At 67.8% G+C, this 20,276-nt stretch carries 20 protein-coding genes; 13 read left to right on the forward strand and 7 right to left on the reverse strand.

Annotated elements, in window-relative coordinates:
- The first annotated feature begins 44 nt into the window (after positions 1-44).
- Genes ACTIF6_RS11375 through ACTIF6_RS11385 form a run of 3 tightly spaced genes read left to right on the forward strand, consistent with a single transcriptional unit; the run spans position 45 to position 2,528 of the window.
- Positions 45-851, forward strand: a complete 807-nt coding sequence (locus ACTIF6_RS11375) for an MlaE family ABC transporter permease (RefSeq protein WP_439588090.1) — start codon at positions 45-47, stop codon at positions 849-851.
- A gap of 4 nt (positions 852-855) precedes the next feature.
- Positions 856-1,869: an MlaD family protein gene (locus ACTIF6_RS11380; protein WP_439588091.1), complete on the forward strand. Its 1,014-nt coding sequence runs from the start codon at positions 856-858 to the stop codon at positions 1,867-1,869.
- The gene (locus ACTIF6_RS11385; protein WP_439588092.1) at positions 1,866-2,528 is read left to right on the forward strand and encodes a hypothetical protein; all 663 of its coding nucleotides are present in this window, start codon (positions 1,866-1,868) and stop codon (positions 2,526-2,528) included. The genes ACTIF6_RS11380 and ACTIF6_RS11385 overlap by 4 nt, the downstream gene beginning before the upstream one ends.
- Here the strand turns inward: ACTIF6_RS11385 and ACTIF6_RS11390 are convergent.
- Together ACTIF6_RS11390 and ACTIF6_RS11395 are read right to left on the reverse strand one after the other, a co-directional pair.
- A complete protein-coding gene (locus ACTIF6_RS11390) occupies positions 2,525-3,502 on the reverse strand; it encodes a tripartite tricarboxylate transporter substrate binding protein (RefSeq protein WP_439588093.1) in 978 nt (325 codons plus the stop codon). The genes ACTIF6_RS11385 and ACTIF6_RS11390 overlap by 4 nt on opposite strands.
- A gap of 38 nt (positions 3,503-3,540) precedes the next feature.
- Positions 3,541-4,413 carry a fumarylacetoacetate hydrolase family protein gene (locus ACTIF6_RS11395; RefSeq protein WP_439588094.1) on the reverse strand — a complete coding sequence of 291 codons (873 nt, stop codon included), beginning with the start codon at positions 4,411-4,413 and terminating at the stop codon, positions 3,541-3,543.
- A gap of 149 nt (positions 4,414-4,562) precedes the next feature.
- Here ACTIF6_RS11395 and ACTIF6_RS11400 point away from each other — a divergent pair, with 149 nt between their 5' ends.
- Positions 4,563-5,234 (forward strand): FadR/GntR family transcriptional regulator, encoded by a 672-nt coding sequence (locus ACTIF6_RS11400; protein ID WP_439588095.1) that lies wholly within the window; start codon positions 4,563-4,565, stop codon positions 5,232-5,234.
- 1 nt (position 5,235) lies between these two features.
- Here the strand turns inward: ACTIF6_RS11400 and ACTIF6_RS11405 are convergent, their stop codons facing one another.
- Positions 5,236-6,360, reverse strand: a complete 1,125-nt coding sequence (locus ACTIF6_RS11405) for a lipocalin-like domain-containing protein (protein ID WP_439588096.1) — start codon at positions 6,358-6,360, stop codon at positions 5,236-5,238.
- Complete coding sequence (locus ACTIF6_RS11410; RefSeq protein ID WP_439588097.1) at positions 6,357-8,906, reverse strand: FtsX-like permease family protein; 2,550 nt, start codon at positions 8,904-8,906, stop codon at positions 6,357-6,359. Before ACTIF6_RS11410 ends, ACTIF6_RS11405 begins: the two co-directional genes overlap by 4 nt.
- 83 nt (positions 8,907-8,989) lie before the next feature.
- Here ACTIF6_RS11410 and ACTIF6_RS11415 point away from each other — a divergent pair, with 83 nt between their 5' ends.
- The 6 genes from ACTIF6_RS11415 to ACTIF6_RS11440 all read left to right on the forward strand — a co-directional run bounded on the left by ACTIF6_RS11415 (position 8,990) and on the right by ACTIF6_RS11440 (position 15,163).
- Positions 8,990-9,883: a transglutaminase-like domain-containing protein gene (locus tag ACTIF6_RS11415; protein ID WP_439588098.1), complete on the forward strand. Its 894-nt coding sequence runs from the start codon at positions 8,990-8,992 to the stop codon at positions 9,881-9,883.
- 62 nt (positions 9,884-9,945) lie between these two features.
- Positions 9,946-10,116: a hypothetical protein gene (locus tag ACTIF6_RS11420; RefSeq protein WP_439588099.1), complete on the forward strand. Its 171-nt coding sequence runs from the start codon at positions 9,946-9,948 to the stop codon at positions 10,114-10,116.
- Positions 10,117-10,291: 175 nt separating this feature from the next.
- On the forward strand, positions 10,292-10,774 hold the full coding sequence (locus tag ACTIF6_RS11425) for a MarR family winged helix-turn-helix transcriptional regulator (protein ID WP_439588100.1): 483 nt from the start codon (positions 10,292-10,294) through the stop codon (positions 10,772-10,774).
- A 4-nt stretch (positions 10,775-10,778) separates the two neighbouring features.
- Positions 10,779-12,227, forward strand: a complete 1,449-nt coding sequence (locus ACTIF6_RS11430) for an efflux transporter outer membrane subunit (RefSeq protein ID WP_439588101.1) — start codon at positions 10,779-10,781, stop codon at positions 12,225-12,227.
- Positions 12,228-12,282: 55 nt separating this feature from the next.
- Positions 12,283-13,551 carry an efflux RND transporter periplasmic adaptor subunit gene (locus tag ACTIF6_RS11435; RefSeq protein ID WP_439588102.1) on the forward strand — a complete coding sequence of 423 codons (1,269 nt, stop codon included), beginning with the start codon at positions 12,283-12,285 and terminating at the stop codon, positions 13,549-13,551.
- Between the two features lie 19 nt (positions 13,552-13,570).
- A complete protein-coding gene (locus ACTIF6_RS11440) occupies positions 13,571-15,163 on the forward strand; it encodes a DHA2 family efflux MFS transporter permease subunit (RefSeq protein WP_439588103.1) in 1,593 nt (530 codons plus the stop codon).
- 13 nt (positions 15,164-15,176) lie between these two features.
- Here ACTIF6_RS11440 and ACTIF6_RS11445 read toward each other — a convergent pair whose 3' ends face one another.
- Positions 15,177-15,839 carry a class I SAM-dependent methyltransferase gene (locus tag ACTIF6_RS11445; RefSeq protein WP_439588104.1) on the reverse strand — a complete coding sequence of 221 codons (663 nt, stop codon included), beginning with the start codon at positions 15,837-15,839 and terminating at the stop codon, positions 15,177-15,179.
- A gap of 79 nt (positions 15,840-15,918) precedes the next feature.
- Here ACTIF6_RS11445 and ACTIF6_RS11450 point away from each other — a divergent pair, with 79 nt between their 5' ends.
- On the forward strand, positions 15,919-16,266 hold the full coding sequence (locus tag ACTIF6_RS11450) for a heavy metal-binding domain-containing protein (RefSeq protein ID WP_439588105.1): 348 nt from the start codon (positions 15,919-15,921) through the stop codon (positions 16,264-16,266).
- A gap of 4 nt (positions 16,267-16,270) precedes the next feature.
- Here ACTIF6_RS11450 and ACTIF6_RS11455 read toward each other — a convergent pair whose 3' ends face one another.
- A complete protein-coding gene (locus ACTIF6_RS11455) occupies positions 16,271-16,873 on the reverse strand; it encodes a glutathione S-transferase family protein (protein WP_439588106.1) in 603 nt (200 codons plus the stop codon).
- A gap of 113 nt (positions 16,874-16,986) precedes the next feature.
- Between ACTIF6_RS11455 and ACTIF6_RS11460 the strand changes: the two genes are divergently transcribed.
- Positions 16,987-17,934 carry a helix-turn-helix transcriptional regulator gene (locus tag ACTIF6_RS11460; protein WP_439588107.1) on the forward strand — a complete coding sequence of 316 codons (948 nt, stop codon included), beginning with the start codon at positions 16,987-16,989 and terminating at the stop codon, positions 17,932-17,934.
- On the opposite strand, the gene ACTIF6_RS11465 is transcribed toward ACTIF6_RS11460, so the two are convergent.
- Complete coding sequence (locus ACTIF6_RS11465) at positions 17,912-19,102, reverse strand: lytic murein transglycosylase (protein WP_439588108.1); 1,191 nt, start codon at positions 19,100-19,102, stop codon at positions 17,912-17,914. The genes ACTIF6_RS11460 and ACTIF6_RS11465 overlap by 23 nt on opposite strands.
- 128 nt (positions 19,103-19,230) lie before the next feature.
- Here ACTIF6_RS11465 and ACTIF6_RS11470 point away from each other — a divergent pair, with 128 nt between their 5' ends.
- Positions 19,231-20,241, forward strand: a complete 1,011-nt coding sequence (locus tag ACTIF6_RS11470) for a LacI family DNA-binding transcriptional regulator (RefSeq protein ID WP_439588109.1) — start codon at positions 19,231-19,233, stop codon at positions 20,239-20,241.
- Positions 20,242-20,276 lie beyond the last annotated feature (35 nt).

Raw genomic sequence — 20,276 nt, forward strand, 5'->3', positions numbered from 1 at the left:
TCTGCGGGGTATTTCGCGCCGGGGCCGCCGACTATCATGCCCGCATGAATCCCGTGAACGCCACCCACAGCCTGATGGGCCACTGGGGCCGCAAGGCCCGCGCCACCTGGCGCGCCTGGTGGCATGTGATCCACATGGGCGCGCAGATTGTGGTGCTGGCGCTCACGCCCTCCATCTACACCCGCACCGCGCATCGCAGCGCGGTGTTTGCGCACCTGTACACCGCCACTGCGCCGCTGCTGACCTGGTTCCTGGTGCTGTCCGCGCTGGTGAGTCTGGTGCTCATCCGCATCGTGGTGGCCACCGCCTACAGCTATGGCCTCTCGCAGTACGCGCTCGAGGTACTGGTGCGCACGCTGGTGCTGGAGTTGATTCCCCTGTACTCGGCCATGTTCGTGGCCGCGCGCTACGCCATGCCGGCGGCGCAGGCGCTGCGAGGGCGCTTTGCGCGGGCGCACCGCGAGGGCAGCCTGGCGCCGCTGGAATCGCTGCTGGCCTCGGTGTTGTTGCCGCGCGCGCTGGCCGCGATGTTCTCGGTGATGTTGCTGGCGGCGCTGGCCTGTGTGGTGTGCCTGGTGCTGACCTACCTCACCGTCTACGGCTTCTCGCCCTGGGGCCTGCCGGGCTACACGCGCAGCGTGGGGCAGGTGTTCTCGCCCACGGTCACGCTGATCTTCTCGCTCAAGACCCTGTTCTTCAGCCTGGCGGTGGGCGTGGTGCCGCTGGCGGCCAGCGCGCAAAGCGATGAACGCGGTGGCTTCTCGCGCCGCAGCGACATGTCCGAATTCGCCCGCCTGTTCTCGGTGGTGCTCCTGATCGAAGTCACGTCGTTGATCGGCAACTATTACTAAATCCATGAACGCCACGCCTCCAACACCCCCCTCGTACGATGAACCGCCACCGGTGAAGAACCTGGAGTTCAAGGCCGCGCTGCTGCTGGTGGTGATGGTGCTGCTGGTGGTGGGCTCGGCGGCGTATGTGATGTTTGCGCGCGGCGTCTTCGAACCCACGCAGCGGCTGGTGCTGATCTCGGACGATTCCGAAGGCGTGGTGGTGGGCATGGACATGACCTTCGCCGGCTTCGCCATCGGGCGCGTCGCGCGCATCGAACTGGCGGACGACGGCAACGTGCGCATCCTGGTGGACGTGCCGAAGAAGGACGCGAAATGGCTGCGCACTTCGAGCATCTTCACCATGGAGCGCGGCCTGGTGGGTGGCACGCGCCTGCGCGCCTACAGTGGCGTGCTGGACGATCCGGCGCTGCCCGATGGCGCGGAACGCAACGTGCTGCGGGGTGACACTGCGGCCGAAATTCCGAAGCTGGCGGCCAGCATGCGCGAGGTGCTGGAGAACCTGGCTGCGCTCACGGCTGCCGACGGTGCGGTGGCCGGCACGCTGGGTGGTGTGCAGGTGACGGCGGAGCGCCTGAAAGGGCCGCACGGAGGCCTGGGCGTTTTGATGGGCAACGACGAGGACGCGAAGAAACTGGTGGCCACCATCGAGCGCACCAACGCGCTGCTGCAGCGTGCCGATGCGCTGGCAAAGCGTCTGGACAGCCTGGCCGCCAACGCCGACCGCCAGGTGTTCGGCCAGGGCGCCGCGCCAGGGCAGACCGGCCTGGTGGGCGATGCGCAGGCCACGGTGAAACAGCTCACCGCGCTGCTGGGCGATGCGCGCAACAGCCTGCAGAAGGTGGACGCGGTGCTGGTGGAGGCGCAAGGCGTGGCCGGCAACGCGCGCGACGCCACGGGCGACCTCGGCACGCTGCGTGGCGAGGTGGAATCCAGCCTGCGCAAGGTGGATTCGCTGATCAACGAGATCAACCGCAAATGGCCGTTTGCGCGTGAAACGGAAATCCGCCTCCCATGAAGAAACCCGTTCAACTCCTGTTGGTGCTGTCCCTCGGCGCACTCGCCGCCTGCTCCAGCACGCCCCCCGCACCCGAATGGCAGATGAACGCCCGGAGCAGCGCGGAGCGCGCGTCCGAAGCCTGGCTGGTGGGTGATGCGCGCATCGAGGCGGCGGAGTTCTCACGCGTGCGGCGCGAAGTCGCCAGCACCGGGCGCGCCGATCTGGTGGCGCGTGCCGAGTTGTTGCGCTGTGCCACGCGCGTGGCTTCGCTGGTGTTCGAGCCTTGCGCGGCATTCGAGGCGCTGGCGCAGGACGCGGCGCCTGCCGAACAGGCCTACGCCCGCTACCTGCAAGGCACAGCGCAGCCGGCCGATGCCGCACTGCTGCCCGAGGCGCACCGCGGTCTGGTCGGCGGGGCCGCGCCAGATGCCGCCGTGGCCTCGATCAAGGACCCGCTTTCGCAACTGGTGGCCGCAGGCGTTCTGCTGCGCAGCGGTCGCGCCACGCCGGGCATGATTGCCACGGCGGTGGACACCGCCTCGGCGCGCGGCTGGCGCCGTGCGCTGCTGGCCTGGCTCACTGTGCAGCGCGACCGCGCCCAGACCGCGGGCACTGCCGAAGAAGCCGCGCGGGTGCAGCGCCGCATCGACCTGGTGGCGCCACCGCCCGTGCGCTAGTCGATCTTGCCGATCTTCTTCACCACGGTCAGCATGGCGCGCGCGTCGTCCTGCACGAACTTGTCGAACTCGGCCGCGTCCTGGAACTGGAACGAGGTGCCGGCGGTGGTCATGACCTGGATGGTCTTCGGGTCCTGGGCCGCCACGCGTGCGGCCTCGCGCAGCTTGTTCACCACTGCCGCTGGTGTGCCGGCCGGCACGAAGATGCCGGCCCATTGCGAGTAGTTGATGGGCACGCCCAGTTCCTTGAAGCTGGGCACGTCGGGCAACAGGGCGAGGCGACCTTCGCCCCAATGGGCGAGTGCCCGCAGCTTGCCGGCCTTGATCTGGCCGACCGCGCTGGCCGGACCTGTCGCGAGCGCGTCGACCTGTCCGCTGAGCATGCCGAGGATGGCCGGGCCGGCGCCAGTGTAGGGCACGTGCAGCATGTAGCTGGAGGTGGCGGCCTTGAGTTGTTCCATGGGCACGTGCATGGTGCCGTAGTTGCCCGACGAGCCAAAGGTCACGCGGCCCGGATTCGCCTTGGCATGGGCGATGAATTCGGCATACGTCTTCCAGGGACTGTCGGCGCGCACCACCAGCACCGTGGGGTCCGCCGTCATGCGGGCGATGGGCGTGAGCTGATTGAGCTCGAACATCGGTGGTCGGCCCAGGATCCGGTCCGCCTCGGGCAGCACGACGATGGAGGACAGCGCCATCAGCACCGTGTAGCCATCGGGCGCGGCCTTGGCCACCTGCGCCATGCCGATGCCGCCCCCCGCGCCGGCCCGGTTGACCACCACCACCGACTGGTTGAGGTGCCGCGCCATGGCTTCGGCCACCGGGCGGCCTACCACGTCGGCCACACCTCCCGGCGGGAAGGGCACCACCATCGTGATCGGTTTGCTGGGGTAGGCGTCCTGTGCGGTGGCCACGCCCACCGTGGCGGCGAGCGCCAGCGCGAGGCTGCAGAGTTTGAGTGCGGTGCGATGCATGAGTGTCTCCAGACGATTTTTATGGACAGGGAGGGTGTTCAGACAAACCGGTTCTGCAGCGTGCCGATGCCGTCGATCTCGATGCGCACCACGTCGCCGCTTTTCAGGAAGGTGGGCGGTGTCATGCCCAGACCGACGCCGGCCGGTGTGCCGGTGGCGATGACGTCGCCAGGGTAAAGCGTGATGCCGCGCGAGATGGTCTCGATCAGCGTGGGGATGTCGAAGATCAGGTCTTCGGTGCGTCCGTCCTGGCGCGGCTCGTCGTTCACCCAGCAACGCACGCGCGTGTGCTGGCCGTCGAGTTCGTCGGCCGTCACGATCCACGGTCCCATGGGGCAGAAGGTGTCGAAGCTCTTGCCCATGTCCCATTGCTGGTGGCGCATCTGCACGTCGCGCGCGGTCACGTCGTTGACGATGGTGTAGCCGTACACGTGCCTCATCGCATCGGCCTTCGCGATGTTCTTGCCACCGGTGCCGATGACCACGGCGAGTTCGGCTTCGTAGTCGATCTGCGGCGAGATGTCGTCGCCCGGCAGCAGCACATCGGCACCGTTGGCCACCACGCATTCGGGCACCTTGGTGAACACGATGGGCCAGGCGGCGGGGTTGGTGTTGTTGTTCTTGAAGACCGAGCCCTGCAGTTCCTTCGCGTGCTCGTGGTAATTGCGGCCCACGCACCAGATGTTGCGGCGGGGAATGGGAATGGGTGCTTCGAGTTGCACCTCGGCGAGCTTCACTGCGTTGCCGTTTGCAGCCGGCAGCGCGACGCCACGGGCGGCGGCCTCCACCAGCGGGAGCGCACCGCGCTGGGCGTCGGCCGCGCTGAGTGCCAGCGGTGTGACCATGAGGCCGTCGGCCGACACGGTGCCGACCATTCGCTGGCCTTGATGAACGAAAGTGGCGAGGCGCACGCAGACTCCTTGAGAACAGGTGAATACCAAAAAGTACCAATTGGTACCAGAATCCAAATCATAGGTGATGAGAGATTCATCAGGATTGGGGAAAGCACGGAGTCGCCTGGAGACGACTGCATTGGTCTGATTTGGTACATTGTTGTTCCATGAGCCTTGCCCGACCCCTGCGTGAATCGATCCTGGACCAGCTGCATTCGGGGCAATGGCGCGCCGGTGATCGCCTGCCCACCGAGCGCGAACTGGCCGACACCTTTGGCGTGAGCCGCACCACCGTGCGCAAGGCTTTGGCCGATTTCAAGCAGCAGGGGCTGATCGAGCAGACGGTGGGCAGCGGCACCTTTGTGGCGCAACGCGCGGGCACGCGAATGGGCCAGCGCATCCAGCACGACTCGTCGCAGCACACCAGTCCGGCCGATCTCATGGAGGCCCGCCTGGCGATGGAGCCGGCCATCATCGAACTGGCGATCCGCAACGCGAGCGCGTCGGACCTCCAGCGCATGGACGCCTGCTGCGACGAGGCCGAGGCGGCCGAGACGCTGGAAGCCTTCGAGCACTGGGACGCCGAGCTGCACCAGGCCATTGCCGACGCCGCGCACAACAGCTTCGTGGGCAACGTTTTCGGCCTCATGAAGACCGTGCGCGCCCAGGGCGACTGGGGGCAACTCAAGAAGAAGAGCGTCACGCCCGAGCGCCGGCTGGCTTATCAGGCGCAGCACCGGCAGATCGTCGGCGCATTGAGGGATCGCGATGCCGTGCGCGCGCGCGAACTCACGCTCGAACACCTCCTCCAGGTGCGCCGCAACTTGCTCGGCTACTGAGTCACAGCACCAGCCGCTGGGCGTAGCCCGTCATCTCCAGATAGCCGCGCGCTGCGGTGCGGCCGTTGCTGTCGATCAGGTCCGACAGGCCTTCCCAATACACCGTGCCGGTGCTGGCGCGGCTGTCGAGTTCCTGCGGATCGATGACGGCCTTGATGGTGTAGAAATCGGCCGGCGTGCGCACCACCCATTCAACGGGGTAGCGTGCGCGCGTGAGGGGGCTGGTCCAGAAGCGCCGGGGTTGCCAGTCCACTTCGCCCGCTGAGAAGCGGTAGATGTCGGTCGGGCTTTGCGCGCTGCCCGGCGCGCGGAACGAACCGCCTGCCCAGACCTTGCTGCCGTCCTTGCGCCGCAACTGGAAGGCAGTGAGGCTGGAGCCGTCGAGAAGGTTCATGCCGATCCAGTCCCAGCCCACGGCCTCGGGGTGCAGCAGCGCCTCGCTCCATTCGTGGTCGAGCCAGCCGCTGCCCTGCACGGCGAAGCGCTGGCCGCGCACGCCCAGCGTGCCCTGCACGGCCAGATGGGGATGGCTCACGTAGAAGCTGGCCTGCGCCGGGTCCGGGCCCTTGCGCGAGAAGCCGTCCTCTCCCTGCAGCAGAAAGGACTGGCGCGGCTGGGCGCGCAGTTCGATCTGCAGGGTGTCGCTGGCCACGCGCATCGTGTAGTCGCCGCCGGGCTCGCGCAGCAGGTGCCAGTCGCGCAGTTCGATGTGGGTGTCGTTCACGCTGGCAAATACCGCGTGGCCGGTGCGCGTGGGTGGCTCGCCGTTCCACCTCGCGATGCGCTGGTCGTGCACGAGCTCACCATTTTTCACGTCGGTGATGGCGGCATGCGCAAACAGCAGGTGTTTCGCGGCAAGTCGGCTTTTGAGGTGGCGGGCCTCGTCGACCCGACTGCGGAAGAAAGTGATCTGGAAACCGAAATCGCGCCCACTGGCATCGCGCGCATGGCCGGTGAGGTACCACCACTCGGTGCGGGTCTCGTTGTGGCTGCCGTGGTCGCGCGGGAATACCAGCGGACGTGGCCGAAGCGCGTCGCCGGGCTCGTGCCTGCCTTGCGCCTGCAAGGGCGAGAACGCCCAGGCACCGGCGGTGCCGATCAGCCATTGCCGTCGATCGAAATTCACCAGTCCTCCTTGACGGCACGCACCGCATCGCGGCTCGCGGCGGCCTGGCCCGCCAGCCAGGCGGTGAGCGTGCCGGCCAACACCACCGCAGCGCACAGCGCGAGCAGCCGCGCCCAGGGCAGCACCAGGTCCATGGTCCAGTGAAAGCTCTGTGGGTTGACCACATGCACCAGCACCAGGCTCACCGCCAGGCCCAGCACCAGCCCGGCCAGCGCGCCGAGCAGCGTCCAGGCCAGACCTTCGAGCGCCACCACGCCCAGGATCTGCCGGCGCGTGAGGCCCAGGTGCGCGAGCAGGCCGAACTCGCGCTTGCGCGCCAGCACCTGCGCGCTGAAACTCGCCGCCACGCCAAACAGGCCGATGCCGATGGCCACGGCCTGGAGCCACACGGTGACGGCAAAGCTGCGGTCGAAGATGCGCAGCGAGCCTGCGCGGATCTGGCTGGCCGAGGCGAACTGGATCTGATCGGCCACACCCAGCCGCTCGGCTTGGGCGCGGATGCGATCGCGCACCGTGTCTTCCTGCGCGTCAGGATCGAGCAGCACGGCGAGGTCGTTCACGCTGGCATCGCCTGTGAGTCGAACGAAGTCGTTGCGGTCCATCACCACGCTGCCGTGCTGGCGCGCGTAGTCACGCCACACACCGGCCACGAAGAAGCGCGTGCCGCGCGCCTGCGCAAAGGCCACGGAAAGTTCGTCGAGCCAGCCGCCCGGTGTGGCGCCGTACAGGTCCACCATGGCCTCGCTCACGTAGACACGCACCACGCGTTCGTTGTCGGCAGCAGCGGGCGCTGGCAAGGGGTTGCCCACCAGCAGCAGCCCCAGCAGGGCACCGGTGCCCGGGTTCAGCGGGCGCGAGAGCAGGACCACGGCCGGGCGCGCCGGATCCAGTTGCACCGGCGTGGCGCGCAGCGGGTCCGCGCGTGCCACGCCCGGCACGGCGGCCATGGCCCGCACGAAGTCTTCCGGCAGGTGGCTGGCATCGCCCACACCACCGATGCTGCGCACATACAGCGGTGCAGGCAACACGGCGTCGAGCCACTGCGTGACCGAGTCGCGAAAGCTCGCCACCATGACCGTGAGCGCGACCGACAGCGCCAGGCTGGCGACCACGCCACTGGTGGCCACGGCGGCGGTCTCGCGCAGGCGCCTGGACCGTTCCACCGCCAGCAGGGGCAAAGCACGGTGCGCCACGTGCGGCGCGAGCCGATCGAGCAGCCAGCCCACGCCCAGCGGCAGTGCCGCGATGCCGCCCACGAGCAGCAGGCCCACTGAGAAGTAGGCCGCCAGCGGAATGCCGGCCACGGGCGGTGCCCAGGCCAGCGCCGCCGCCAGCGCGACCAGTGACAGGGCGAACGCATGGCGGCGACCTCCCCGTGGCGCGGGTGCGCCCAGGCCCTTGAGCGCCAGTGCTGGAGCCATGAGCGCTGTGGCGCGCGCAGGCCACCAGCCACCCACCACCGAGGCCGCCACGCCCAACAGGCCATAGACCAGCGCGCCCCAGGGGCTCCAGAGCAGGGGCGGGGACTCGCCGGTGAAGTAACCGCCGCCCAGGTCGCCGCCGAGCAGGCGCAAGGCGAGTGCGGCCAGGGCGGTGCCCAGCGCCACACCCAGTGCGCTGCCCAGCAGCCCGAGCAGGGCCGACTCGGCCAGCACCAGGCGCAGACGCTCCTGGCCCGAGAGGCCGAGCACGCCCAGCAGCGCAAACTGCGGCTGGCGCCGTGCCACCGAGAGCGAGAGCACCGAGAACACCAGGAAGGCGCCGGTGAACAGCGCGACCAGCGCGAGCACCGTGAGGTTGACGCGGTAGGCGCGCGAGAGGTTGCTCACGCGCTCGCCCGATTGCTCGGGGCGTTGCACGATCACATGGTCTGGCAGGGCCAGCGCAGCCAGCACTTCGCTGGCGCGCGCGCCGGGCGCGAGACGCAGGTCGATGCGGCTCAACAGACCCGGGCGGTTCAAGTGTTCCTGCGCTGCCGCCACGTCCATCACCAGCAGGGGCGTGCCCGGCGCGCTCACGCGGCCCGCCACGCGCAGCGCACCGCCAGGCAACTGCAACGCGCGCGCGCCGGCCAGGGCCTGGCTCGCGGCCGGATTGAGGAACACCGCATCAGGGGCGAACAGGTCGAGCCGGCGCCCGGTGGCCTCACCCTCGGGCGCTTCCACCACGGGCATGAGCGCGGGCGACAGGCCTGCCACCACCAGCGCATCCACGCCCATCAGCTTCACCGCCACGCGCTGGCCCTGGGCATCGATCACCTGGGTGGGCATTTCCAGCACCGGACTGGCCAGGGCCACGCCGGGGTGGGCGGCAGCGGGCTCGAGCAGCCGGTCGTCCAGCAAGCCCTGGCGTGCGCGCAGCGACAGATCGGGCTGGCCGTTGACCGAGCTGACCGCGCTGGAGAACTCGGCGAGCGCCGAGGCGTTGATGAGGTGCACCGCAAAGGCGAGCGCCACACCGAGCATGACCGCGACCACCGCCGAGGCGTTGCGCCAGGGGTGGTGGCGCAGTTCCTGCATGGAGAACGTGGAGAGCAGTGCGCGCATGCGGTGAAGCTTAAGCGCATGATCGACGTCACGGTGGTCCAGCGCACAGACACCCGATTTTCACCTTCTTACACTGGGCCACCATGGTTCGCATCCACCTCGCTATCGACCTCGAATACACCGTCAACGCGCCCGGTGCCGATTTCATCTTCAACGTGCAGGCCGCACACGCTCCGCAGCAGACCGTGGTGTGGGAGGAACTGCAGCTCAGCCAGCCCGTGCCTATGTTCATGAGCACCGATGCGCCCACGCGCACGCGCCTGCTGCGCCTGACGGCCTCGCCCGGACCGCTGCAATTGCGCTACCGCGCCACGCTGGACATTGCGCACCATGTGGCCGAGCCCGATGGCGTGTTTGAGGTGCCGGTGGCGCAGTTGCCACCCGAGGCGCTGGCCTACATCTACCCCAGCCGCTACTGCCAGTCCGACTGCGTGGCCAGCAGGGCCATGGAGCTTTTCGGCCACCTTCCGCAGGGCTACCGGCGCGTGCAGGCGATCCAGAAATGGGTGCAGAGCCAGGTGAAGTTCGAATCGAACACCAGCAACTCCATGACCTCCGCGCTGGACACGCTCAACGACCACAAAGGCGTGTGCCGCGATTTCGCGCATCTCATGATCGCTTTCTGCCGCGCGCTCAACATTCCGGCGCGGTTCACCACCGCCATCGACTACGGTGCCGACCCCGCTCTCGGACCGACCGACTTCCACGCCTACGTGGAGGTCTACCTCGGCCACCGCTGGTACATCTTCGATCCCTCGGGCACCGCCATTCCCATGGGTTTCGTGCGCATCGGCACCGGGCGCGACGCGGCCGATGCCTCTTTCGCGACGATCTTCGGCAGTGTGCAGGCGAATGCGCCGCGCATCGACATTTCGGCCCAGACGGATGCCGCCAGGGGATGGCGATTGCCCGTGCACCGCCCCGAGGCGCTGTCCACCGATTCAAGCCTCGGCTGGAGCCCGGTCGCGACCGCTTGAGGGTCGCCGCCCGGGGCCTTGTGGCCTAATACGGGTTTTTCCAACTCTCTCAGGATCCTGTCATGGGCAACAAAATCGTCACCGAAGCCGACCGCAAGCGCACCCCTCGCCCCACGCCCGTTGCCGGCGTGTCCCTGGCCACGCCCGGCCGCGGCCAGCGCGTGAGCCTGGAGCGTGGTGTGGCCACGCGCAGCAAGAAAAACCCTGGCAAGCGCTCGAAGAAGGGCGGCTGATTCCCGTCGGGCCCCTCGCGGCCCTCCATGCAAAAAGGCCCGCAACAGCGGGCCTTTTTGCATGGGCGATCGCAGCGTGCATTTCCCGAGATGCGAGCGGGGTGATTTTGACTGCCTGAATAAATATTGCCTAGGCATGTATATTCACGACTTTCCGAATCCATTCGATGCAACCATGGCACGTGCTCCCATTCCGATCCGCTTCTACGAAGCGGGAACCTACAAGCCAGAGCAGAGCGTGGGTTACCTGATCAAGCGGGTGTTGCAATCCATCGTCCACCAAGTGGACAAGCGCCTGGATCTGCACGACCTCACCTCCGCGCAGTGGGGACCCATGATGAGACTGCGCATGCAGGGGCAATCCACCGTCGCGGAGCTCGCACGGTGGGCGCAGATCGATGCCGGCGCCATGACGCGCCTGCTCGATCGGCTGGAAAAAAAGGGCCTGTGCAAACGCGAGCGATCCACCGAGGACCGGCGCGTGGTATGGGTGGAACTCACACCCGAGGGCAAGGCCGCGATGGAGCATGTGCCTGAAGTGCTGGCCGACGTGCTGAACCAGCACCTGGCCGGTTTCTCCCGGTCCGAATGGCAGGCCCTCACGGGCTACCTTCAGCGCATGGTCGACACCGGCGATGCGCTGCGAGAAAACGGTTGAAACCATGAAACCCGATACCTCCATGCCTTTTTTTCGCCGTCTCCGCCCTTGGGGCATGGCACTGTCGCTCGGGGCGGTGCTGGTGGTGGCGGGCTGCGCCAGCAGCGCCGGCATCGGCTCCACGGCCCGTGTGCTGGAGTCCGGCGCCGTGGGTTTGCCGGCGGCGCCGGACGCTGCGGCCAACGAGACCTTGCACGCCGACTGGTGGCGCGACTGGGGCGATGCCGAGATGAGCACTTTGATCGAACAGGCCCTGCAGGCCCAGCCTTCGCTGAAGGTGGCCGAGGCGAGGCTGCGAAGGGCGCAGGCAGCCACCGCCGGTGAGCAGGCCTCGGAAGGTCCGCAGCTCAACGCCAGTGCCGACGCCACGCGCCAGCGCTTCAGTGCCAACAGCATCTACCCGGCGCCGCTGGGGGGCTCCATGCGCACCCTGGCCAACGCACAGCTCGCCGGCAGCTGGGAGATCGACTTCTTCGGCCGGCACCGCGCGGCCATCGAGGCCGCCGTGGGCAGCGAGCGTGCCGCCGCCGCCGAGTTGCAGGCCGCGCGCAATGTGCTGGCCAGCCAGGTGGCGCAGACCTATCTGCAACTGGGCCGGCTGCTGGCCCAGCGCGACGTGGCCCGCCAGGCGCTGGCCCAGCGCGACCAGATGCTGGGGCTGATCCGCCAGCGTGTCGATGCGGGTCTGGACACCCGCGTTGAACTCAAGCAGGGCGAAGGTGCGTTGCCCGAAGCACGCGTGCAGATCGAACAACTGGACGAACAGATTGCCATGGCTCGGCATGCGCTGGCCGCGCTGGCGGCCAGGCCTGCGCAAACCTACGACCAGCTCCAGCCCGATCTCCTGTCCATGAAGGCCCTGGCGTTGCCCGCCGTGCTGCCGGCGGATCTGCTCGGCCGGCGGCCCGATGTGAGCGCGGCGCGCTGGCGCATGGAAGCCGCCACCAAGGGCGTGGATTCGGCGAAGGCGCAGTTCTATCCCAACGTGAGCCTCACCGCGTTCGTGGGTTTGTCCAGCATCGGGCTGGACCGGCTGATCGAGTCGGGCAGCCAGCAGTACGGCGTGGGTCCTGCGATCCACTTGCCGATCTTCGATGCGGGGCGGTTGCGCGCCCAGTTGCGCGCGAAGACGGCCGACCTTGACGCCGCTGTCGAGAGCTACAACGGCGCCGTGCTCGATGCCGTGCGCGAAACCGCCGACCAGCTCCAGGCGCGCCAGTCGGTGCAGCGCCAGCGCGAACAGCAGGCGCAGGCCCGCGATGCGGCCGAGGCGGCCTACGACATCGCCACGCAGCGCTACCGAGCGGGCCTCAGCAGCTATCTCACCGTGCTCACCGCTGAGACCTCACTGCTCAACCAGCGGCGCCTGAACGTCGACCTTCAGGCGCGCGAACTCTCGGCCCAGGTCGCGCTCGTTCGCGCCCTCGGCGGCGGTTTCGAGCCCACGCGGTGATCCCCTCGCCGCGCTTTTTCTTTCACGCTTTCGCTCACCGATTCTGGAGCCTCACATGAACGCCAATTCCACAACGCCGGTTCCGGGCCACCCCGCCCGCAAGAAGGCCCTGACCGCCGTGGCGGCCGTCGTGCTGCTGGCCGGCCTGGCCTATGGCGTGTACTGGGCGCTGGTGCTCAACCACTTTGAAACCACCGACAACGCCTACGTGCAGGGCAACGTGGTGCAGATCACGCCGCAGGTGGCGGGCACCGTGGTGGCCATCAACGCCAACGACACCGACCACGTGAAGGCCGGCCAGTGGCTGGTGCGCCTGGACCCGACGGACGCGAAGATCGCGCTGGAGCAAGCCGAAGCGCAACTGGCGCAGACCGTGCGCGAGGTGCGCACCCTCTACGCCAACAACCGCACCCAGGGCGCGCAGATCGCCCTGCGAGAGGCCGACCTGGCGCGCGCGCAAAGTGATCTGCAGCGCCTGCAGGACGATGTGACGCGGCGTCAGCCGCTGGTGGCCACCGGCGCGGTGGGCCAGGAAGAGTTCAAGCACGCCACGGCGCAACTCGCCGCCGCGAAGAGCAACGCCGAGGCCGCGCGTGCGGCCGTGCTCGCCGCGCGCGAACAGCTCGCGGCGAACCAGTCGCTCACCGAAGGCATCGCGGTGGAGCAGCATCCGAATGTGCTGCGTGCATCGGCCCGGGTTCGTGAGGCCTACGTGGCGCTGCAGCGAGTGGAGTTGCAGGCGCCGGTCGATGGTTATGTGGCGCGGCGCAATGTGCAACTGGGCCAGCGCCTTCAGGCGGGGGCGCCCCTGCTGTCGGTGATCGCACTGGATCAGGTCTGGGTGGAAGCCAACTTCAAGGAGAGCCAGTTGCAGAACCTGCGGCTGGGTCAACCGGTGGAGCTCACCGCCGACGTGTACGGCAACAAGGTCGTCTACCACGGCAGCATCGACGGTCTGGGTGCTGGCACCGGCGCGGCCTTTGCGCTGCTGCCTGCGCAGAACGCCACCGGGAACTGGATCAAGGTGGTGCAGCGCGTGCCCGTGCGCGTGCGCCTGGACGCCAGGGAGCTGGTGGACCATCCGCTGCGCCTGGGTCTGTCGATGGAAGCGCGCGTGGACGTGAGCAGGACCGATGGCCGCATGCTGGCGGACGCGGCGAGCGCGCCAGTGGCCGTGCAGACGGCGGTGTTCGAGCAGGACAGCCGGGATGCGGACGCCCGCGTGCGCGCCATCATTGGCCAGCACGGTGGCGCGGTGCGCGCGGTCCTGCCCAAGCCGGCGGCGAGCACGCCCCACGCACCTGCGGTCGCTTTGGCGCACTGATTCCGGACGTCCAAAAATCATGAGCAGCACTGCGGTTGCGGAGTCCGACGCGCTCCCAGCGCCACCACCCGCACCACCGGTGGCCTTCGAACCGCTCAAGGGTGGCCAGCTGGTGCTGGGCACGGTTGCGCTGTCGCTGGCCACGTTCATGAACGTGCTCGACACCTCGATCGCCAACGTGTCGATTCCGGCCATTGCGGGCGACATGGGCGTGAGCCCGGCGCAAGGCACCTGGGTCATCACCTCGTTCGCCGTGGCGAATGCCATCTCGGTGCCGCTCACGGGCTGGCTCACGCAGCGCTTTGGCCAGGTGCGGCTGTTCACCATGAGCGTGCTGCTGTTCGTGCTGGCGTCCTGGCTTTGCGGGCTGGCGCCCAACATCGGCACGCTGATCGCCTTTCGCGTGCTGCAGGGCCTGGTGGCCGGGCCGATGATTCCGCTCTCGCAGACGCTGCTGCTGGCGAGCTACCCTCGCGCGAAGGCGGGAACGGCCATGGCCATGTGGGCCATGACGGTGCTGGTGGCGCCGGTGGCGGGCCCGTTGCTGGGCGGCTGGATCACCGACAACATCTCGTGGCCCTGGATCTTCTACATCAACATTCCGGTGGGGCTGATCGCCGCCGCGCTCATCTGGTCCATCTACCGCAGCCGAGACCCTGGTCCGCGCCGCGTGCCGCTGGATGTGATCGGCCTGGTGCTGCTGGTGCTGTTCGTGGGCACCCTGCAGATCATGATCGACAAGGGCAAGGAGCTCGACTGGTTCGAGTCCACCGAGATCATCCTGCTTACCGTGGTGTCCGTGGTGAGCTTCATGTTCTTCCTGGCGTGGGAACTGACCGAGAAGCACCCCATCGTGGAGATCCGACTGTTTGTGCGGCGCAACTTCGTGGCCGGCACCATGGCGCTGTCCATCGCCTACGGCCTGTTTTTCGGCAACGTGGTTTTGTTGCCGCTGTGGCTGCAACAGCACATGGGTTACACGGCCACCTGGGCTGGCCTGGCTACCGCGCCGGTGGGTCTGCTGGCCATCGTGCTCTCGCCGTGGGTGGGCAAGAACGTGAGCCGCATCGATCCGCGCAAGCTGGCCACGGTCGCGTTCCTTGGCTTTGGTGCGGTGCTGTGGATGCGCTCGCACTTCAACACCCAGGCCGACTTCATGACCATCCTGATCCCGACGCTGTTGCAGGGTGCGGCCATGGCCTTCTTCTTCATCCCGCTTCAGGCCATCGTGTTCTCCGGGCTGTCGCCGCAGCAGACACCATCGGCCGCAGGCCTGTCCAACTTCGTGCGCATCACGGCGGGTGCGGTGGGTACCTCGTTGTTCACCACGCTGTGGGAGAGCCGCGCCTCGCTGCACCACGCCCAGCTGGTGGAGTCCATCCACACCGGCAACGCCACCGCCATGGCCACGCTGGATCAGCTCATGGGCAGCGGCATGAGCCGCGATCAGGCGCTGGCCACCATCGACCGCATGATCAACCAGCAAGCCTTCACGCTGGCCGTGACCGACCTGTTCTATCTCTCGGCGGTCCTCTTCTTCGTGCTGGTCGCAGTGATCTGGATCACCAGGCCCGTTGCGGGCGCTGCGGTGGACGCGGGCAGCGCGCATTGACGCGCGCAGACACTCAGCGTGTGAACTGCAGGAAGCGACCTTTGTAGGCCTCGCCATCTTCCAGTTGCCGGTCGGCCGCGCTCATGGTGAGCGTGAACCCCATGGCAGCCATGTCGCGCCCGAAGGCGGCGCGGTTGCCCCGGTCGGGATCGACGATGATGACCATGGCGGTGGGCGTGGCGTGGCGGAAGATGAACGCCGCCAGTTGTGCGGGCTGCTGGCGTTCGTAGAGCAGGTCGCTGCCCACGATCAGATCGAAGCGGCCCAGCGCCGGGTTGTCGGTGGCGGCGGTGCTCTCCCAGTTGCCGGCCTGGTAGGGCAGCGGGCCCAGGCCGTTGAGTTCGAGGTTGTGGCGAAGGAATTCTTCGGTGAGCGGATGCCAGTCGCTCACCGTCACGTCTGCGCCGCGCCGGTGCATGACCAGGCTGGCCAGTGCCAGGCCGGCGCCGATCTCCAGCACCCGCAAGCCATGCAAAGGATGGGTGAGCATCGCCAGCGCGAGCACGCGCGAGGAGGGCCACACCTGGCCGAAGTGCGCCCAGCCCGAGGGCGGCAGGCCCACGTCGGCCGCGCTGTGGTCGGTGTCGGTGTACTGCTGGTCGTCGATGAGCCGACGGATGTGCCAGTCTTCGCCGCCGAGGTTCAGGGTCTCGGTCCGGACTTGGTAGCCTGGCATGGTGGGCTTTCGTTGAGGTTGTGGGCCACGGTACCATGCCCGGGCACCCACCGGGTGGTGCGTCAGCGGGAGTATTCACATGGGCTGGTTTTCCAAGGGCAAGGACGGGTTCTTTCTCAGCACCACCACGCTGGACGGCGTGCAGCGGTCGCAGATGCTGGGCGTGGTGCACGGCGAGGCCATCATCGGCGCCAACATCTTCCGCGACATGTTTTCCTCCGTGCGCGACGTGGTGGGCGGACGCGCTGGCGGCTACGAGCGCGCCCTCTCCGGCGCACGCGATGCGGCCATGGAAGACCTCATCGAGTCCGCGAAAGAGATGGGTGCCGATGGCGTCATCGGCATCGACTTCGACTACGAGGTGCTCGGCGAGACCAACGGGATGATGATGGTCTGCGCGAGTGGCACGGCCGTGAAGCTGGGTTGAGGCTTCAGGCCTCGATCTGCATGGCCGGGCGCGCCTGCACCTTCTGCAGCCAGGCCAATGTGGTGGGGTGTGACGCGACGGGCGCGCCGATGTAGGCGCTGTAGCCGATGACCGAACCGATCACCAGGTCCACCAGCGAATAGGCTTCGCCCATCATCCATGGCTGGCGGCCCAGGCGGTCGTCGAGCAGGCCAAGCAATTCGTCCATGGCCTTTCGCGCTGCGGTGCCATGCGCGTCGTCGGGCGTACCGGCGTCGATAGCGGCTTGCAGGCGCATCACCTGGGCGCCGTAGGTCACGTAGGCCCAGGTGCACCACGACATGGCCTGCAGCCGCTCGGGCGTGCTGGCGGCAGGCCACAGGCCACGCTCCACGCCGAATTGTTCGCCCAGCCAGAGCTGGATGGCCAGGGCCTCGAACATCGGCGCGCCGTCGGACGTAATGGTCGGCACCTTGCCATTCGGATTGAGCGCGAGGTATTCCGGGCGGCGCTGCTCGCCCGTGCGGATATCGACCTTCAGGCGTTCGTGCGGCACGTCGAGTTCGACGAGGGAACAGGCGATGGGGGTGGCGCTGGACATGGGGTGCCAGTAGAGAACGATGGACATGGAGGCTCCTTGGAGGGGTTGAGGATCGTCTCGACATCGCGCCGAGGCCGTACCTGCAATGTCGTTTCTATTGCGGACAATTTCTGCCCTCGATAAGAGATACAGTGCAAGTCATGCTGACCTCATCTTCCCGCCTGCTGCGCGTACTGTCCCTGCTGCAGACGCGCAGCCACTGGGCTGGCCAGGAACTGGCCGAACGCCTCGAAGTGAATCCGCGCACGCTGCGCCGCGACATCGACCGCCTCCGCCAGCTCGGCTACCCCATCCATGCCAGCAGCGGCGTGGCGGGTGGCTACGCGTTTCGCGCCGGTCAGGCCCTGCCGCCGCTGCTGCTGGACGACGAGGAAGCCCTGGCCGTGGCGATTGCCCTGCAGATCGCTGCTGCAGGCACGGTGAGTGGCGTTGAAGAGAGTTCGCTGCGCGCGCTGGTGAAACTGGGCCAGGTGATGCCCGCGCGCCTGCGCCGGCGCATCGAAGCCTTGAGAGCGGCGATCCTGCCCATCCAGCGCATGGGCCCCACCGTGGATGCGAATGTGCTGGCCACGCTCTCAGCCGCTTGCCGCGACCAGTTGCAACTGGGATTCGCCTACCGCGACGGCAAGAACCGGAGCACGCAGCGCAACGTGGAGCCACACGGCCTGGTGCACAACGGCACCCGCTGGTACCTGGTGGCCTGGGACCCGGCGCGCGACGACTGGCGCACCTTTCGCATCGACCGCGTGGAGGGCGAGCCGAAGACCGGCACACACTTTGCACCGCGACCGCCCCCTGCGGGTGACCTGCGCGCGTTCGTGGAACACCCCGAGCAGGCGCGTGTGCTGCTGCACCAGCCGCGAGAGGTGATGGTGCAACGCATTCCGCCTTCGGCGGCCGTGCTCGAGGCGGTGGACGAGCAACGCTGCATCATGGTCTGCGGTGCCAACCAGCTGGACTCGCTGGTCTACTGGCTGATGGCGCTGGACGTGGACTTCGACGTGATCGAACCGCCGATGTTGAAAGAGCGGCTGCGTGTGGCGAGCGAGCGCCTCGCGCGCAGCCTCAGCCGCCTCGCAGCGCCCTGAGCAGCTTCTGCCCCGCGCGCCCGCTGGCTTCCTGGCCCAGGCGTTCCTGCTCGGCGCGGATGGCGGTGCGGCTCTTGTCGCCGAGCATGCCATCGACCGCGCCGATGTCGTGCCCGCGCTGGATCAGCAGCGTCTGAAGTTCGCGGCGCTCGGCGCGCGAGATGCCGGGGTCGTCGGTGGGCCAGGGCGTGACGAAGGTGCTGCCGCCGCGCAACCGATCAGACAGGTGCGCGATCGCCAGGCCGTAGCTTTCGGCCGCGTTGTAGCTGTAGAGCGCGTCGAAGTTGCGCAGCACGAGGAACGCCGGACCCTGCGGGCCGGCGAGTGTGAGCAGGCCTGCGCTGCCCGAGGCGGGCAATGCAGTGCCGTCCACGCGCTTCACGCCACGCGCGGCCCATTCGCTCATGGCGCGCTTGGTGCGCCGGCCTTCGCCAGCGGCGGAAAATCCTTCGGGCAATTTCACTTCGAAGCCCCAGGGCTGGCCGGTCTGCCAGCCCGCCTTCTGCAGGAAATTCGCGGTGGAGGCCAGCGCATCGGTGGTGCTGTCCATCAGATCGGCCTTGCCGTCACCATCGAAATCCACCGCCAGCCGCTCGAAGGTGCTGGGCATGAACTGCGTGTGGCCGAAGGCGCCGGCCCAGGAGCCCACCAGGCGTTCGGGCGCGATGTGGCCCGCCTGAAGAATGCGCAATGTGGCAAAGAACTCACCACGGAAGTAGGCCTGGCGGCGACCAAAGCACGACAGTGTGCCGAGCGACTGCACCAGCGGCGATTTACCGAAGCTCTGGCCGAAGTTGCTCTCCACACCCCACACCGCCACCACCGTGGCCGGGTCCACGCCAAAGCGCTCGTTCACTCGCGCGAGTGTTTCCGCGTGCTGCGCCATCAGTGCCTTGCCCTGTTCCACGCGTTCTTCATCCACCAGCCCTGCCATGTAGTCCCAGATCGCAGTGCGGAACTCGGGCTGGAAATTCAGCTTGTCGATGACCGACATGTCGGGCACGAGGCCTTGCGTGTTCAGCGTGAAAGTGGCGTCCTGCACGCCCGCTGCGCGAGCGGGTGCGCGCAGGCTGTTCAGGCAGGCGTCGAACTCGGGGTTGGGGGTTTGCGCCCAGGCGGTGGAGGCGAGCAGGGCGGTCGAAAGGAGCAAGGGGAAGTGTCGGGTCATCGGGGTTCGAGTCGTGTCGGTGGGCTGGGTTCGCCGCGCTCGTGTGAGGAAATGTTCGGAGGGCGGCGCATGGCCTGCGGGGATGATAGGCGCCGCGATCGCGCGCGATGCTGGGATATGCTCGACACATGAAGACAGACGCCCACAAACGTCTCACCAGCACGGACATCGCACGGCTCGCGGGCGTGTCGCAAGCCACCGTTTCCCGGGTGCTCCAGGGCCTGCCCGGCGTGCGAGAGGAGACTCGACGCACCGTGCTGGAGGTCATCCGCGAGCAGAACTACCACCCCAGTGCGGCGGCACGTTCCATGAAGACGAGCCGCAGCAACAGCATTGCGGTGGTGGTGGCACGGCTCTCCAACCCGTTGTACCCGCAACTCCTGCAGTTGCTCTCCGAAGAGCTCCGCCGGGCCGGTCTGCTCATGAGCGTCTGGGAGTCGGTGCCGCAGTTCGAGGACCGCTTGCTGCGATCCATTGGCGAGGGCGCGGTGGACGGCGTCATCTTCGCCACGGCCACGGCCGCCGAGACCAGTCTGCTGAGCCGTCTGAAGGCGCAGCGTCCCGTGGTGCTGCTCAACCGGATGGTGGACGACGACGCTTTCGATCAGGTCAGCAGCAACAACGAAGCGGGTGGTGCGGCGGTGGCGCAGTACTTCGTGCGCGAAGGACGCCAGATGCCGGGGCTGATCACCGGGCCGGTGGGCGCGAGCACGATCAGGGAACGCGAGAAGGGCTACCGTGCCCACCTGCTGGAGCGGCATGTGCCGCTTCCCGACACGGGCCACATCCGCGCATCCGAATACACCTACCAGTGCGGCTACGAAGCCGCGCAGGCCTTGCTCTCCATGGATACGCGGATCGACGCGGTTTTCTGCACGAACGACGTGCTGGCCATCGGCGCGGTCGATGGGCTGCGCGCCATGGGCCGACGGGTGCCTCAGGATGTCTGGGTTGTGGGATACGACGACATTCCCATGGCCCATTGGCGCGCCATCAACCTCTCTACCGTGCGCCAACCGCTGAAGGTGATGACGGAGGTGGCGGTTTCCAAACTCCTGGCGCGTCTGGAGGGCGAGACCGGGGTGACCGAGCGCGTGCTGCTGCACAACGACCTCGTGATCCGTGGGACTAGTGGTTAACCCTTGCCATCTTCGGGATCCGATGGCGCTACAAT

The organism is Hydrogenophaga sp. (genome assembly GCF_051860785.1).
In the GTDB taxonomy this organism is placed as follows: Bacteria; Pseudomonadota; Gammaproteobacteria; order Burkholderiales; family Burkholderiaceae_C; genus Hydrogenophaga.

What these genes read in the sequence shown, in the direction of transcription:
- ACTIF6_RS11375 (WP_439588090.1), top strand. Translation starts at nt 45, where the DNA reads ATGAATCCCGTGAACGCCACCCACAGCCTGATGGGCCACTGGGGCCGC.
- ACTIF6_RS11380 (WP_439588091.1), top strand. Translation starts at nt 856, where the DNA reads ATGAACGCCACGCCTCCAACACCCCCCTCGTACGATGAACCGCCACCG.
- ACTIF6_RS11385 (WP_439588092.1), top strand. Translation starts at nt 1,866, where the DNA reads ATGAAGAAACCCGTTCAACTCCTGTTGGTGCTGTCCCTCGGCGCACTC.
- ACTIF6_RS11390 (WP_439588093.1), bottom strand. Translation starts at nt 3,502, where the DNA reads ATGCATCGCACCGCACTCAAACTCTGCAGCCTCGCGCTGGCGCTCGCC.
- ACTIF6_RS11400 (WP_439588095.1), top strand. Translation starts at nt 4,563, where the DNA reads ATGAGCCTTGCCCGACCCCTGCGTGAATCGATCCTGGACCAGCTGCAT.
- ACTIF6_RS11410 (WP_439588097.1), bottom strand. Translation starts at nt 8,906, where the DNA reads ATGCGCGCACTGCTCTCCACGTTCTCCATGCAGGAACTGCGCCACCAC.
- ACTIF6_RS11415 (WP_439588098.1), top strand. Translation starts at nt 8,990, where the DNA reads ATGGTTCGCATCCACCTCGCTATCGACCTCGAATACACCGTCAACGCG.
- ACTIF6_RS11420 (WP_439588099.1), top strand. Translation starts at nt 9,946, where the DNA reads ATGGGCAACAAAATCGTCACCGAAGCCGACCGCAAGCGCACCCCTCGC.
- ACTIF6_RS11425 (WP_439588100.1), top strand. Translation starts at nt 10,292, where the DNA reads ATGGCACGTGCTCCCATTCCGATCCGCTTCTACGAAGCGGGAACCTAC.
- ACTIF6_RS11430 (WP_439588101.1), top strand. Translation starts at nt 10,779, where the DNA reads ATGAAACCCGATACCTCCATGCCTTTTTTTCGCCGTCTCCGCCCTTGG.
- ACTIF6_RS11435 (WP_439588102.1), top strand. Translation starts at nt 12,283, where the DNA reads ATGAACGCCAATTCCACAACGCCGGTTCCGGGCCACCCCGCCCGCAAG.
- ACTIF6_RS11440 (WP_439588103.1), top strand. Translation starts at nt 13,571, where the DNA reads ATGAGCAGCACTGCGGTTGCGGAGTCCGACGCGCTCCCAGCGCCACCA.
- ACTIF6_RS11445 (WP_439588104.1), bottom strand. Translation starts at nt 15,839, where the DNA reads ATGCCAGGCTACCAAGTCCGGACCGAGACCCTGAACCTCGGCGGCGAA.
- ACTIF6_RS11450 (WP_439588105.1), top strand. Translation starts at nt 15,919, where the DNA reads ATGGGCTGGTTTTCCAAGGGCAAGGACGGGTTCTTTCTCAGCACCACC.
- ACTIF6_RS11455 (WP_439588106.1), bottom strand. Translation starts at nt 16,873, where the DNA reads ATGTCCATCGTTCTCTACTGGCACCCCATGTCCAGCGCCACCCCCATC.
- ACTIF6_RS11460 (WP_439588107.1), top strand. Translation starts at nt 16,987, where the DNA reads ATGCTGACCTCATCTTCCCGCCTGCTGCGCGTACTGTCCCTGCTGCAG.
- ACTIF6_RS11465 (WP_439588108.1), bottom strand. Translation starts at nt 19,102, where the DNA reads ATGACCCGACACTTCCCCTTGCTCCTTTCGACCGCCCTGCTCGCCTCC.
- ACTIF6_RS11470 (WP_439588109.1), top strand. Translation starts at nt 19,231, where the DNA reads ATGAAGACAGACGCCCACAAACGTCTCACCAGCACGGACATCGCACGG.